At 71.1% G+C, this 13,851-nt stretch carries 14 protein-coding genes; 9 read left to right on the top strand and 5 right to left on the bottom strand.

Annotation, left to right across the window (positions count from 1 at the left end):
• Nucleotides 1-154: 154 nt before the first annotated feature.
• Nucleotides 155-451 carry a hypothetical protein gene (locus AC2CHE_RS07170; RefSeq protein ID WP_484504100.1) on the bottom strand — a complete coding sequence of 99 codons (297 nt, stop codon included), beginning with the start codon at nt 449-451 and terminating at the stop codon, nt 155-157.
• A gap of 48 nt (nt 452-499) precedes the next feature.
• Nucleotides 500-1,381, bottom strand: coding sequence for a mycothiol conjugate amidase Mca (gene mca / locus AC2CHE_RS07165; RefSeq protein WP_484504099.1), 882 nt, complete (start codon nt 1,379-1,381; stop codon nt 500-502).
• A gap of 220 nt (nt 1,382-1,601) precedes the next feature.
• Between mca and AC2CHE_RS07160 the strand changes: the two genes are divergently transcribed.
• Together AC2CHE_RS07160 and greA are read left to right on the top strand one after the other, a co-directional pair.
• Nucleotides 1,602-2,036, top strand: coding sequence for a DUF4307 domain-containing protein (locus tag AC2CHE_RS07160; protein ID WP_484504098.1), 435 nt, complete (start codon nt 1,602-1,604; stop codon nt 2,034-2,036).
• 113 nt (nt 2,037-2,149) lie between these two features.
• Complete coding sequence (gene greA, locus AC2CHE_RS07155; RefSeq protein ID WP_164446063.1) at nt 2,150-2,647, top strand: transcription elongation factor GreA; 498 nt, start codon at nt 2,150-2,152, stop codon at nt 2,645-2,647.
• 130 nt (nt 2,648-2,777) lie between these two features.
• Here the strand turns inward: greA and ilvA are convergent, their stop codons facing one another.
• From ilvA to AC2CHE_RS07140, 3 genes are all read right to left on the bottom strand, one after another.
• Nucleotides 2,778-3,998, bottom strand: a complete 1,221-nt coding sequence (ilvA, locus tag AC2CHE_RS07150) for a threonine ammonia-lyase (protein ID WP_484504097.1) — start codon at nt 3,996-3,998, stop codon at nt 2,778-2,780.
• Nucleotides 3,999-4,204: 206 nt separating this feature from the next.
• Complete coding sequence (locus tag AC2CHE_RS07145; RefSeq protein WP_484504096.1) at nt 4,205-5,614, bottom strand: amidase; 1,410 nt, start codon at nt 5,612-5,614, stop codon at nt 4,205-4,207.
• 16 nt (nt 5,615-5,630) lie between these two features.
• The gene (locus AC2CHE_RS07140) at nt 5,631-6,773 is read right to left on the bottom strand and encodes a cystathionine gamma-synthase (protein WP_484504095.1); all 1,143 of its coding nucleotides are present in this window, start codon (nt 6,771-6,773) and stop codon (nt 5,631-5,633) included.
• A 76-nt stretch (nt 6,774-6,849) separates the two neighbouring features.
• Between AC2CHE_RS07140 and AC2CHE_RS07135 the strand changes: the two genes are divergently transcribed.
• The 7 genes from AC2CHE_RS07135 to AC2CHE_RS07105 all read left to right on the top strand — a co-directional run bounded on the left by AC2CHE_RS07135 (nt 6,850) and on the right by AC2CHE_RS07105 (nt 13,845).
• Complete coding sequence (locus AC2CHE_RS07135; RefSeq protein ID WP_210827774.1) at nt 6,850-7,176, top strand: hypothetical protein; 327 nt, start codon at nt 6,850-6,852, stop codon at nt 7,174-7,176.
• Nucleotides 7,177-7,178: 2 nt separating this feature from the next.
• A complete protein-coding gene (locus AC2CHE_RS07130; protein ID WP_484504094.1) occupies nt 7,179-7,370 on the top strand; it encodes a hypothetical protein in 192 nt (63 codons plus the stop codon).
• A gap of 53 nt (nt 7,371-7,423) precedes the next feature.
• Complete coding sequence (locus AC2CHE_RS07125; protein WP_484504093.1) at nt 7,424-7,840, top strand: HIT family protein; 417 nt, start codon at nt 7,424-7,426, stop codon at nt 7,838-7,840.
• Between the two features lie 129 nt (nt 7,841-7,969).
• Complete coding sequence (msrA, locus tag AC2CHE_RS07120) at nt 7,970-8,629, top strand: peptide-methionine (S)-S-oxide reductase MsrA (protein WP_484504092.1); 660 nt, start codon at nt 7,970-7,972, stop codon at nt 8,627-8,629.
• A 346-nt stretch (nt 8,630-8,975) separates the two neighbouring features.
• Nucleotides 8,976-10,760, top strand: a complete 1,785-nt coding sequence (locus tag AC2CHE_RS07115; RefSeq protein ID WP_484504091.1) for an N-acetylglutaminylglutamine amidotransferase — start codon at nt 8,976-8,978, stop codon at nt 10,758-10,760.
• A gap of 2 nt (nt 10,761-10,762) precedes the next feature.
• On the top strand, nt 10,763-12,655 hold the full coding sequence (ngg, locus tag AC2CHE_RS07110; protein ID WP_484504090.1) for an N-acetylglutaminylglutamine synthetase: 1,893 nt from the start codon (nt 10,763-10,765) through the stop codon (nt 12,653-12,655).
• Nucleotides 12,652-13,845, top strand: coding sequence for an osmoprotectant NAGGN system M42 family peptidase (locus AC2CHE_RS07105; protein WP_484504089.1), 1,194 nt, complete (start codon nt 12,652-12,654; stop codon nt 13,843-13,845). Before ngg ends, AC2CHE_RS07105 begins: the two co-directional genes overlap by 4 nt.
• Nucleotides 13,846-13,851 lie beyond the last annotated feature (6 nt).

The raw sequence follows: 13,851 nt of genomic DNA, 5'->3' as shown, positions 1-13,851 counted from the left end.
AAAGGCCACGCGGCGGGCGGACATGACTGCGGTGGTCATCGGCGCCCCCTCCCGCGCAGCTTGAGGACTTTCGGTCCCCCCGGCGGAAGGCTAAGCCAAACCTGATGGTCGCAACAGGGGTCGACCATCCGGTTTGACGTGAATCATGCTCCGATCAGCTGTTGCGGCGCTGCTGGTGCCCATTGGGAGCATCCGTGGATGAATCCTCCGTCACGATCCCACCTGTCGGATCACCGGCCGAACGGTCCATCGGCTCCGCGCCGGGCGCCGCCGGCCCCTGGTCGGCAAACCGGTCCGGAAGGCGGCGTAGCCGGGCGTTCATGTTGCGGATCAGCAGCACGGTGGCGGCACCGAGAACCAGGAGCAGGAACAGGCCCATCGGCCCGGCCAGGCCACCCGTGCGGGTGTCACCGAAGTTGTTCTGGGCGAGCACCTGGGCAGCGGTCAGCATGGGTTTCCTCCGGTTCGCGGTGTGCGACCAGGGTAGCCCGCCGCCCGCTCAGCTGGCATGAGCCGTCCCGCGTACCCCGGCGAACAGGTCGGACTCCGGCATGGGGCTGTCGACCGACGACCGGACCAACTCGAAATCCTCCGTCGGCCAGGCACGCCGCTGCATCTCCGTCGGCACCTGGAACCAGAAGCCGTCCGGATCCACCTGGGTGGCGTGCGCCCGCAACGCGTCGTCCCGGATCGGGAAGTATTCGGCGCAGGGCACCCGGGTGGTGATCCGGGGTCCCTTGTCCGGCCGGTCCTCCCAGCGGGTCAGCCACTCCGCGTACGGCGACTCGGCGCCGGTCGCCAGAACGGCCTCGTGCAACGCCAGGATCTTGCCCTTGGAGAAGCCGATGTCGTAATAGAGCTTGAGGGGCTGCCACGGCTCACCCAGCTCCGGGTAGCGCTCGGCGTGACCGGCCGCGTCGAAGGCCGCCACGCTGATCTTGTGGCACATGATGTGGTCCGGGTGCGGGTAGCCACCCTCCTCGTCGTACGTGGTGACCACGTGCGGACGGAACTCGCGCATCAGCCGCACCAGCGGACCGGCGGCCACGTCCACCTCCTGGAGGGCGAAACAGCCCTCGGGCAGTGGCGGCAGCGGGTCGCCCTCGGGCAGGCCGGAGTCGACGAACCCCAACCACGCCTGCTCGATGCCGAGGATGGCCCGCGCCGCGTCCATCTCGGCACGCCGGATGTCGGCGATGTTCGCCCAGACGTCCGGCCGGTCGAGCTTGGGGTTGAGCACGCTGCCCCGCTCACCGCCCGTACACGTCACGACCAGTACGTCCACCCCCTCGGCTACGTACTTCGCCATCGTCGCGGCGCCCTTGCTCGACTCGTCGTCGGGGTGCGCGTGAACGGCCATGAGTCGAAGTTGCTCTGCCAAGGTAGGCGCTCCTCGTCTCTGCCCATCGGCGACCCACCCCGGGCCCCCGTTGACCTGCCGAATTCCCCCCGTAGCGGCATCGGACCGCACCGGCCTGCCACATTTGACCCCAGCCGTACGCAGTTGCTGAGTCAGATCTGGCGACCGAGTCGAACAGGAATGGCGGACTCTGCCATTCTTGCCGATACCGCTGACAACAACGCCAGGGAGATACCCGACGGTGACCGAGACGCACGCCACACCTGGACCGGACGCGCCGGTCTTCCCGCCCGGTCGGTACGGCCACCGTCGCACGCCCCGACGCCGTCGGCCGGTGCTGGCCGCGCTGCTGGCCGTCGTCGTGGTCGCGACGCTCACCGTCGTCGCGGTCCGGCTCTACCGGCAGTACGGCGATCCGGCGTACGACGCCCAGGTGATCAGCTACGGCGACATCACGGAAAACCAGGTGGTGGTCGACTTCCGGGTCAACCTGCCGGACGGCGGCGCGGCGGTGTGCGTGCTGCGCGCCCGGGACCACGCCGGCGCCGAGGTGGCCCGCGAAGAGGTGCCGGTGACCGCCGCCGCCGGGCAGCGTCACGTCACCGTCCGGCACCGCCTCGCCACCACGGCACGGCCCTTCATCGGCGAGGTCGTGCGCTGTCGACCGCCCGCCTGAGGCTCGGCGAGCCCACCTGCGGCCGGCGTGATCGCCGACACTCCTTGTCGTAGGGCACTGGTAACTTGGAGGTTCACCTGTCAGCCAGCACGCAGAACTGAGGAGGACCGCCTGTGTCCAATGGCAACGAGGCGCCCGCCACCTGGCTGTCCCAGGACGCGTACGACCGCCTGAAGGGCGAGCTCGACGAGTTGATCGCCAACCGGCCGGTCATCGCCGCCGAGATCAACGCCCGGCGTGAGGAAGGCGACCTGCGCGAGAACGGCGGCTACCACGCCGCCCGCGAGGAGCAGGGCAAGGCCGAGGGGCGCATCCTCTACCTGAAGGAGCTGCTCCGCACGGCCCAGGTCGGCGAGGCGCCGACCGTCGACGCCGTGGCGCCCGGGATGGTCGTGACGATCTACTTCGACGACGACGCCGACGACACAGAGACGTTCCTGCTCGGCTCGCGTGAGATCGCCTCGACCACGGACCTGACGGTCTACAGCCCCGAGTCGGCCCTCGGCCAGGCGATCCTGGGCGGCAAGGCAGGCCAGGCCTGCACCTACACCGCACCGAGCGGCGCCGACATCAAGGTGACCGTGGTCAGCTTCGAGCCGTTCTCCGGCTGACCGTCGTCCGCCGGCCGGGCCGGCGATCCGATCGACCGCGTGCCGCCACCCCAGCCGGCAGGTCGATCGAGGATTTGTTCCGCCACCCGGGCCAGTATTCCGATCGCGCCGGAGGCGTGACGCTGCGGCGTCACGCCTCCGGCGCCATCGTCACCTGATAGCCGCTGGCCCGCAGAGCACTGATCAGCATGTCGGAGTGTTCGACACCACGGGTCTCCACGGACAGCGCGACCTCCACCTCACCGAGGCGCAGGTGCGGGTTGGCCCGCTGGTGGACCACGTCCACCACGTTCGCCCGGTGCTCGGCGATCTCCCTCAGCAGCGAGGCCAGTTGTCCGGGCCGGTCCGAGCAGCGCACCGTGACCCGCAGGTAGCGCCCCGCCGCCGCCAGTCCGTGCTCGATCACGCGCAGCATCAACAGCGGGTCGATGTTGCCGCCGGAGAGCACCACCACCGCGGGCGCGGTCACCTCGACAGCGCCGGCCAGCAACGCGGCCACGCCTACCGCCCCCGCCGGCTCCACCACCTGCTTGCCGCGTTCGAGCAGCATGAGCAGCGCCCGAGAGATGTCTTCCTCGGTGACGGTGACCATGTCGTCGACCAGCTTGCTGACGTGGCTGAAGGTGACGTCGCCCGGCCGGCCGACCGCGATGCCGTCCGCGATGGTGGTGAAGGCCGGCAGCCGGACCGGCTCGCCCGCGACCAGTGACGGCGGGAAGGCCGCCGCGCCGGCCGCCTGCACGCCGATCACCCGAACGTCCGGCCGGAGCGCCTTGGCGGCCACCGCCAACCCGGAGATCAGTCCTCCCCCGCCGACGCCGGTGACGATCGTCGTGACCTGCGGGCACTGCTCCAGGATCTCCAGCGCCACCGTGCCCTGCCCGGCGATCACGTCCCGGTGGTCGAACGGATGGATCAGCACGGCTCCGGTGCGCTCCGCGAACGTCTGTGCCGCGACCAGCGACTCGTCGACCGTGGCACCGACCAGCTCGACCTGGGCGCCGTACCCCTTCGTGGCCGCCACCTTCGGCAGTGGCGCGTTCACCGGCATGAAGACCGTGGCGTGGGTGCCGACCAGCCCGGCGGCGAGCGCCACGCCCTGTGCGTGATTGCCGGCGCTGGCCGCGACCACGCCCCGAGCACGCTCCTGGGCCGACAACCGCGAGATCCGCACGTACGCCCCGCGCACCTTGTACGATCCCGCCCGCTGAAGATTCTCGCACTTGAGCCAGACCGGCCCGCCGAACGCGGCGCTGAGCGGACGGGACGGCTCCAGCGGAGTGGTACGGATGACCCCGTCAAGCAGTTCCCGTGCCGCGCGCACCTCGTCCAGGCTGACCAGTTCCGTCATGCCTCGATCGTGCCATCCGCTCCGTCCGGCACCGCCGACGCCCGGCCCGACCCAACCCCCGACGCCCGGCCCGACCCAACCCCCGACGCTCGGCCCGACCCGACCGCCGCGGCCTGGTCCGGTGCGGCCGGCACCGCGAGGTCCGCCGGTGCGGCGGGCAGCGCCTCGACGAACCTCCCGTGTGACGGCACGGGAAGCGTAGATGATCAAGCGTTGGCGGGCCGGCCCGTTCCGACGCACGGGTAACCAGGGGCGTGCCGAGCCCACGGGCTCGCCATCTCGAACTGGCCGGCGACACCGAGCAGCAGCAGTTCCGAGCCGGGCGGTCCGACCAGTTGAACGGCGAGCGGCAGCCCGTCCGGGCGGCGGCCCACCGGCACCACCAGGGCGGGCAGCCCGGCGATGTTCCACGGTGCGGCGTACGGGGCGTACCGGATGCTGGCCAGCATGTTGGCCTGCCAGGAGCGGGTCGACCAACTGGCCGCCGGTGGGGGCGCGCCGGCCAGCGCCGGGGTGAGCAGCAGATCCACCGAGTGGTCGGTGAAGAAGCCGATCGACCGTTCGCGCCAGGCCAGCCGGTCGGCTTCCCGTACGTATCCGCGCCGCCACGCCCACTCGCCGAGCGCGACGTGCCGGCGACTACGGCCTTGCAGGGCACGCCGGTCGACCCCGGCAGCGCGCACGTCCGCCGCGGCGGCGGCGAACCAGGTGGCGATGCCCTTCAGTCCCAGCGCGGTCGGGTACACCGGGTCGGCCGGCACGGTGTCGTGCCCGGCACCGGCGAGCAGCCGACCGGCGGCGGCGACCGCGTCCCGGTTCGGCGCGTCGGGCGAGACACCCCGCACCGGAGACCGTAGCGACACGCCGACCCGCAGGCGCTGCGGCGGAACGAGCTTGCCCTGGGCCCGACCGGCGAGTACCTGGAAGCCGACCGCCGCGTCGGCGACGGTGGTGCTGAGCATGCCGTGCTCGACCAGGCCGAACCAGTCCTCCGCGCCGAGCTGACAGGGCACCACGCCACGACCGGGTTTCAGCCCGACCAGCCCGCAACAGGCGGCCGGGATGCGGATCGAGCCGAGACCGTCGTTGCCGTGAGCGATCGGTACCAGCCCGGCGGCGACCGCCGCGGCCGCGCCGCCGGAGGAACCACCGGGGGTCCGGGAGAGGTCCCACGGGTTGCGGGTGACCGCGGTCTCGTCGTCGGTGCTGCCCCACAGCCCCAGCTCGGGCATCCGGGTGACGCCGAGGATCACCGCGCCGGCCCCACGCAGTCGGCGGACCACCTCGTGATCGGCCTCCGCCACGCCGGTACGGACGGCGGCGGAACCGTTCCAGGTGGGCACACCGGCCACCGGGGTGTTCTCCTTGACCGCGATCGGCACCCCGGCCAGCGGCAGGTTCGCCAGGTCCTCCTGCTCGTCGACCTTCTCCGCCTCGGTGACCGCCTCCCCGCCGCGTACCGCGCGGAACGCGGCGAGGTCGACGTCGGTCTTGGCGACGTGGTCGAGATGGTCGGCGAGCACCTGGGTGGCGGAGACGTCACCCCGGCGTACGCCCCGGGCGATCTGTTTGGCGGTCGCCCCGACCCAGGTCGGCATGATGTCCTGCACTGCCACCCTCCCAAGCCAGCGGTCAGCCCAGCGCCTGCTCCAGATCGGCGAGCAGGTCTTCGACCGTCTCGATGCCGACAGACAGTCGCACGAGATCGGAGGGAACTTCAAGCGGCGAGCCGGCAGCACTCGCGTGTGTCATCCGACCCGGGTGCTCGATCAGGGATTCCACCCCGCCGAGGGACTCGGCGAGCACGAAGAGCCGGGCCCGGTTGCAGATCTCGACGGCGTGCTCCTCGCCCCCGGCAGCGCGGAAGGAGATCATGCCGCCGAACCGACGCATCTGCTTGGCCGCCACCTCGTGCCCGGGGTGTGTCGGCAGTCCCGGGTAGAGCACCTGAGCGACCTTGGCGTGCCCGTCCAGGTACGCGACGATCCGCTCGGCGTTGTCACAGTGCCGGTCCATGCGTACCCCGAGGGTCTTGATGCCGCGCAGGGTCAGCCAGGCGTCGAACGGGCCGTTGACCGCGCCCATCGCGTTCTGGTGGTAGCGCAACCGCTCGCCGAGGTCGGCATCGGCCGTCACCAGCGCGCCGCCGACCACATCGGAGTGCCCGCCGACGTACTTGGTGGTCGAGTGCACGACCACGTCCGCGCCGAGGGTGATCGGCTGTTGCAGGTACGGCGAGGCGAACGTGTTGTCGACCACCAGCAGCGCCCCGGCGTCGTGCGCCACGGCGGCCAGGGTGGCGATGTCGGCGATGCCGAGCAGCGGGTTGGTCGGGGTCTCCACCCAGACCACCTTCGTGACACCGGGCCGGATCGCGGACCGCACGGCGTCGGTGTCGGAGACCTTGGCCGGGGTGTACGCCAGCCCCCACCGCTCGGCGACCTTGGCGAAGAGCCGGTACGTGCCGCCGTACGCGTCGTCGGGAATCACCACGTGGTCACCCGGTCCACACACGGTACGCAGCAGCGTGTCCTCGGCGGCGAGGCCGCTGGCGAAGGCCAGGCCGACCTGGCCGGCCTCCAACGCGGCCAGGCATTCCTGGAGCGCGTCCCGGGTGGGGTTGCCCGAGCGGCTGTACTCGTAGCCGAGCCGGGGTGCGCCGACCGCGTCCTGGGCGTACGTGCTGGTCTGGTAGATCGGTGGGATCACCGCGCCGGTGCGGGCCTCGGGGTCCTGGCCGGCGTGGATGGCGAGCGTCTCGAAGCCGTGCGTCATTCCGCAGACGCTAGTCCTCCCGCCCGTGCCACCGTATGAAACCCACCCTGCCGGCCAGCTGGGTCATACTTGGCCGATGAGCCCGACGGAAACCCTGCCGTCTCGCCTGGCTGGCGCGGCCGACCGCATCCCGACGTCGCTGGACCAGCTCACCGGGCCGGAGTGTGGCCACGTCGTACTGCCCCTGCGGTTGGCCTGGTCGGGCCTCACCGAGTTCGACATCGCCGATCCGCGGCAACGGCTGACTCTCTACCGGACGCTGCTGGACTGCGGCCAGCGTGACGACATCGTCCGCTACGTCAACGCGACGCTGCTCCGCCACGACTGGCCCCGCATCAGGCGGCTCACGTCAAGGCGCCTGGTGGCGATCTGGGAACGTCAGCTTCCCGAACTCGTTTCCTGAGTGTGGACGAACTACACCTTGAGCTGGACAACGATACGTTCACCGCGTACGGGCTGACGGACCCGAGGATCGTCGAGCTGCGTGGCTGGGCCCTCGGCTGGGAGGCGGACATTCGTTCCCGGCTGGCCAACGGAGAGACCGGTCCGGTCTCGGTGGCCGGTGACGAATGGGACGCGTACCTCGACCGGCTGTGACAGGCGGCGCGGTGCGGCCGGCGGCGGCATCCGGTCGGGCCTAACCTGGCCGGGTGGCGGAGTGTGTGTTCTGCGGGATCGTGGCTGGTACGGTGCCGGCGTTCCGGGTGACCGACGAGCCGGACGGGGTGGCGTTCCTGGACACCCGGCCGGTGTTCAAGGGGCACGTGCTGGTGGTGCCGCGCGCCCACCTGGTCACCCTCGCCGACCTGCCGCCGGAGTCGCTGCCCGGCTACTTCGGGTTGGTTCGGCGGATCGCCGTCGCGGTCGAGTCCGGTCTCGACGCCGGCGGCACCTTCGTGGCAATGAACAACCGGGTGTCCCAGTCGGTTCCGCACCTGCACACCCACGTGGTGCCCAGGACGAAGGGCGACGGTCTGCGTGGCTTCTTCTGGCCGCGTACCCGTTACGCCGACGACGCCGAGGCCACGGCCTACGCCGGCCGCGTGCACGCCGCGCTGCCGGCGTGAGCGAGCGGGGTGCGCCCGGTGGCGAGCAGCGGGCGCTGCGGTGTGCGCGGGCCTGAGCGGCGGTGGGGCGGGTAAGGAAGCAGGGTCCGCCGGTGTTGCACGCGGGGAAGGTACGAAAGGAGTCCCACCGTGTTCCTCCGCCGCATGAAGGCCGAGATGATCTCACCCGACCGGGCCCTGCCCGGCCGTCCCATCGCGATGCCGGTGGCCGACCGGCACGAGGTGCTCGGGACCCCGCTGAAGGGCCCGTTCCCCGAGGGCTACCAGGTCGCCGTGTTCGGCATGGGATGTTTCTGGGGGGCCGAGCGCCTGTTCTGGACCCTGCCCGGCGTCTTCACCACCTCTGCCGGCTACGCGGGTGGTTACACGCAGAACCCGACCTACGAGGAGGTCTGCTCCGGGATGACCGGGCACACCGAGGCGGTCGAGGTCGTGTACGACCCCACGAAGATCAGCTATGAGGATCTGCTGAAGGTGTTCTGGGAGAACCACGACCCGACCCAGGGCATGCGTCAGGGCAACGACGTGGGCACCCAGTACCGGTCCGCGATCTACGCCAGCACGGACGAGCAGTTGGCGATCGCCGAGGCGTCGCGGGAGGCGTTCGCGCCGATCGTGGCCCGCGCCGGCAAGGGCGAGATCACCACGGAGATCGCCCGGCTCGGTGACTACTACCTGGCCGAGGACTACCACCAGCAGTACCTCGCCCCGACGAAGAACCCGAACGGCTACTGCAATCACGGTCCGAACGGGCTGAGCTGCCCGGTCGGGGTGGCCAGGACGACCTGACCCCGGCATGGGGGGGGGGGGGGGCCCCCGCCGCCCCCCCCCCCCCCCCCCCCCCCCCCCCCCCCCCCCCCCCCCCCCCCCCCCCCCCCCCCCCCCCCCCCCCCCCCCCGCCGGCTGAGCGACCACCGGCCTGTGATCACATCCAGGCCATACGTATTGCGGCATTCGTCACACCTGGCGCTGCTTCGCAAACACCGCAAGTGTCACGAGTAGGCACGAATCAGCCCAGCAGTTGGCGCGAGATATCACCTGCTTGATCGCGGGGCGCGGATTCTAGCAACGCTGTTACACGACCGTCATGGTCTCAACAGGCAGATCGCAACATCCTCTGGCAGCATGGGCTCACATGTGCGGACTGGCTGGGGAGTTCCGACGGGACGCGACGCGTGCCGACGTCACAGCGGTGGAACGGATGGCCGCCACCATGTGCGATCGGGGGCCTGACGGCAGCGGAGTGTGGTCGCAGGGGCCGGTCGCCCTCGGCCACCGTCGACTGAAGATCATCGACCTGTCAGCGGCCAGTGGCCAGCCGATCGTCGACTCCGCCGCCGGGCTCACCGGCGTGTTCAACGGCTGCATCTACAACTACCGCGAGTTGCGCGCCGAGCTACAGGCCAAGGGCCACCACTTCTTCTCCAGCGGGGACAGCGAGGTCGTCGTCAAGGCGTACGCCGAGTGGGGGCTGGACTTCGTCGACCACCTGGTCGGCATGTTCGCGGTGGCGATCAGCGAGCGGGACACCGGCCGCCTGGTGCTGGCCCGGGACCGACTCGGCATCAAGCCGCTCTACCTCGCCGAGTCCCCCGGCGTGGTGCGCTTCGCCAGCACCCTGCCGGCGCTGCTGGCCGGCGGCGGAGTGGACACCACCATCGACCCGGTCGCGCTGGGTCACTACCTCAGCTTCCACAGCATCGTGCCACCGCCGCGCACCATCCTGCGCGGGGTCGCCAAGCTGCCCCCGGCCACCGTCCGGGTCTACGAGGCCGACGGCCGCAGCCACGAGCGCGTCTACTGGGATCCACCGTTCCTCCGCCGCGACGAGCACGCCGGATGGTCCGAACGGGAGTGGCAGGACGCGCTGCACGAGTCACTCATCACCGCCGTACGCCGGCGGATGGTCGCCGACGTGCCGGTCGGCGTGCTGCTCTCCGGCGGTCTGGACTCCAGCCTGGTGGTGGCCCTGCTGGCCGGGGAGGGCCAGCGTGGGCTGTCCACCTTCTCCATCGGCTTCGACGCCGTGGGTGGCCGGGAGGGCGACGAGTTCCGCTACTCCGACGTGGTCGCCAAGACCTTCGACACCGACCACCACCAGATCCGGGTCGCCGCACAGGATCTGGTCCCGCCGCTGGAGGCGGCGGTCGCGGCCATGAGCGAGCCCATGGTCAGCCACGACTGCGTCGCCTTCTACCTGCTCAGTCAGGAGGTGGCCCGGCACGTGAAGGTGGTGCAGTCCGGTCAGGGCGCCGACGAGATCCTGGGCGGTTACCACTGGTATCCGCCGCTGGCCCAGGTCGGCCGGGAACAGGCTCTCGACACGTACGCCCGGGCCTTCTTCGACCGCGACGGGGTCGGCCTGGCTCGGGTGCTCAACCCCGACTGGCTCGCCGACGGCGACCCGGCCCGGGAGTTCGTCGCCGCGCACCTGGCGCGGCCCGGCGCGCAGACCGCGGTCGACGCCGGCCTGCGCATCGACACACAGATCATGCTCACCGACGACCCGGTCAAGCGGGTCGACAACATGACCATGGCGCACGGGCTGGAGGCCCGGGTGCCGTTCCTGGATCACGAGTTCGTGGAACTGGCCGCCGCCTGCCCGCCGGAGCTGAAGCTGGCGCAGGGCGGTAAGGGTGTGCTGAAGGAGATCGGCCGTCGTGTGCTGCCGCACGAGGTCATCGACCGGCCCAAGGGTTACTTCCCGGTGCCGGGCCTCACGCACCTGGAGGGCAAGCTCCTCGACCGGGTACGCGACGCGCTGTCGGCTCCGGAGGCCCGCCGCCGTGACCTGTTCCGCACCGATTACGTCAACGCCCTGCTCGACGCGCCCAACGCCGAACTGACCCCGTTGAACGGAAACAAGCTGTGGCAACTCGGACTCCTGGAAATGTGGCTCCAGAGCCACGGAATCGACTGAGCGTGACCGACACCCTGGCCACCGGCGTCGCCCGGACAGACCGGGGCCGCGGCACGGGCAGACGGTACGAGCGGGTCGGGCCGGGCGGTGATCCGATCGCTACCGGCGGCGCCGACCCGACCGCCGACGAACGCCCGAGCACCGGTGCGGACGTCATCGTCGACTGCGGTTGGGGGCGGCTGGTCTTCGGCCAGACGTTCGCCGACCAGTCCGCGGTCGCCGACGTGCTGCGCTCCGAGGCGGCCGGCGCCCGGGACATCTGCATCTACCTGCGGGATCCGCACGTGCTGGTCTCCCGGTTGCCCGACGAGTTGTTCATCGACCCGTCGCTGACCTTCCGGTTGCCGCTCGGCGGGGACCGTCGCGGGCCCCGTCCCGGCACCGGTACCACCGAGGAGGCCGGCAGCGCCGAGACGCCGGCAGCGCTCGTCGGCCGCAAGGAGCTGCCCGGGGTACGCATCCGTCGGTTGCGTGACGCCGCCGACGCCGACGCGGTCAACCGGATCTACGCGGCCAACGGCATGGTCACCGCCCCGGTCGACGTGCTTGTCGACAACGCCGCCACCGACCGGTTCCTGCATCTGGTGGCCGAGGCGGTCACCGGCGAGATCGTCGGCACCATCACCGGCATCGACCACGTGGCGGTCTTCGACGACCCGGACAACGGCGCCAGCCTGTGGTGCCTGACCGTCGACTTCAACCAGGCTCCGCCCGGCACCGGGCAGGCACTGATCACCGAGCTGGCCAGCCGGTTGGTCGCCCGGGGGCGCGCGTACGTCGACCTGTCCGTGCTCGCCGAGAACGCCGGTGCCATCCGGCTCTACGAGCGGCTCGGCTTCTACCGCACCGCCACGCTCTGCGTGAAGCGGAAGAACCCGATCAACGAGCGGTTGTTCCTGCCGGCCCTGCCGGTCGGCTACGACGGGCTCAACCCGTACGCGCGGATCGTCGCCGACGAGGCGATGCGGCGGGGCATCCGGGTGGAGGTGACCGACCCGGAGTGGGGCGAGCTGCGGCTGACCAGCGGCGGCCGGACGATCCTCACCCGGGAGTCACTGTCCGAGCTGACCTCGGCGGTGGCGATGAGCCGCTGCGACGACAAGCGGGTCACCCGTCGGATCCTGACCGAGGCCGGTCTGTCGGTACCGCGCGGACGCACCGCCACCGGCGACGCCGTCGACGCCGAGTTCCTGGCCGAGGTGGGCCAGGTGGTGGTGAAGCCGGCGCGGGGCGAGCAGGGCAACGGCATCACCGTCGGGGTACGCACCCCCGATGCGCTGGCCGCAGCCGTCGAACTGGCTGCCCGGTTCTGCCCGGAGGTGCTGCTGGAGGAGCTGTGCACCGGTGAGGACCTGCGGGTCGTCATGATCGATCACGAGGTGGTGGCCGCCGCCGTACGCCGGCCCGCCTCGATCACCGGCGACGGCGTGCACGACATCGCCGAGCTGATCGAGCGGCAGAGTCGTCGCCGGGCCGCCGCCACCGGTGGCGAGTCCCGCATCCCGCTGGACGACATGACCCGGGACGTGATCACCGAGGCCGGTTACGACCTGCACGACGTGCTGCCGGAGGGGCAGGTGCTGGCAGTGCGACGCACCGCGAACCTGCACACCGGCGGCACCATCCACGACGTGACCGGAGAGCTGCACCCGGTGATCGCCGAGGCGTGCGTCGCGGCCAGTCGTGCCATCGACATCCCGGTCACCGGGCTCGACCTGCTGGTGCCGGCACCGGACCAACCCGAGCACGTCTTCATCGAGGCCAACGAGCGGCCCGGGCTGGCCAATCACGAGCCGCAGCCCACCGCCGAACGCTTCGTGGATCTGCTATTTCCCGGGACTCGGGCACCGCAGAAGCTGTGGACCCCGGCGGGTGCGGCACCATCTGGAGCATGACCGTACGCAAGACCACTCCGCTCCCCATCGACCTGGACTATCTCCGTCAGGTGCTGGTCGAGCTGCTTGACATACCGAGCCCGTCCGGGCGCACCGACCATGTGCAGCAGTACGTGGGCGAGCGCCTGTCGGCGCTCGGCATCCCGTCCACGCTTACCCGCCGGGGCGCGCTGAGCGCCTGCCTGCCAGGACCCCGCGAGACCGGCGCGGACCGGGCCATCGTGGTACACACCGACACGATCGGCGGGATGGTCAAGCGGCTGAAGGAAAACGGTCGGCTGGAACTGAAGCCGATCGGTACGCACAGCGCCCGGTTCGCCGAGGGTGCCCACGTACGGATCTTCACCGACGAACTGGACCGGGTGGTCACCGGTCAGGTGCTGCCGCTCAAGGCCAGCGGTCACCGCTACAACGACGGTGTCGACCTGCAGGGCTTCGGCTGGGAGCAGGTGGAGGTACGCGTCGACGAGCCGGTGGAGGACATCGCCGGGCTGCGGGCGCTCGGCATCGACGCGGGCGACTTCGTGGCGTTCCTGCCCACCCCGACGGTCACGCCCAGCGGGTACGTCAAGTCCCGCCATCTGGACGACAAGGCCGGCGTGGCCGCGGTGCTCGCCGCGCTGAAGGCGATGGTCGAGGCCGGGGTGAAGCCCGCCGTGAGCGCCCACCTGCTGGTCACCGTGACCGAGGAGATCGGCCACGGCGCGTCCCACGGCCTCGACCCCGACGTGGCCGAGATCGTCTCGGTCGACGCGGCGGTGGTCGCCCCCGGGCAGCAGTCCCGGGAGCACTCGGCCACCCTGGCGATGGGCGACGGCGTCGGGCCGTTCGACTACCACCTCACCCGCAACCTGGCGTCGATCGCCCGGGAACACGGCGTGGATCTCGTCCGGGACGTCTTCGACTACTACCGCTCGGACGTTGCGGCGGCGGTGGAGGCCGGGGCGCACGCCCGGGTGGCGCTGCTCGGCTTCGGCGTGGACGCCACCCACGGTCACGAACGCACCCACCTGGAAGGGTTGCGCCACCTGGCCCAGTTGATCTGCCTCTACCTCCAGAGCGACCTGGTGTTCCCCGAATGGGACGCCGAGCCGGAGGGCGACCTGGCCGACTTCCCGTCGCTGGCGGTGCAGCCGGCCAACGCGGACGGCCCCCGCGAAGGGCCGATTGGCATCGCCGCAGCACCCTGACGTCGT

Source organism: Micromonospora sp. ATLC16, assembly GCF_057196645.1.
Note: the sequence above shows the minus strand (reverse complement) of the source record. Positions and strands in the feature narration are given on the sequence as shown.

Bases quoted from the DNA above. Each gene is read 5' to 3' on its own strand.
- AC2CHE_RS07170 (WP_484504100.1), bottom strand. From the start codon at position 451: ATGCTGACCGCTGCCCAGGTGCTCGCCCAGAACAACTTCGGTGACACC.
- AC2CHE_RS07115 (WP_484504091.1), top strand. From the start codon at position 8,976: ATGTGCGGACTGGCTGGGGAGTTCCGACGGGACGCGACGCGTGCCGAC.
- AC2CHE_RS07105 (WP_484504089.1), top strand. From the start codon at position 12,652: ATGACCGTACGCAAGACCACTCCGCTCCCCATCGACCTGGACTATCTC.
- AC2CHE_RS07135 (WP_210827774.1), top strand. From the start codon at position 6,850: ATGAGCCCGACGGAAACCCTGCCGTCTCGCCTGGCTGGCGCGGCCGAC.
- AC2CHE_RS07140 (WP_484504095.1), bottom strand. From the start codon at position 6,773: ATGACGCACGGCTTCGAGACGCTCGCCATCCACGCCGGCCAGGACCCC.
- ilvA (WP_484504097.1), bottom strand. From the start codon at position 3,998: ATGACGGAACTGGTCAGCCTGGACGAGGTGCGCGCGGCACGGGAACTG.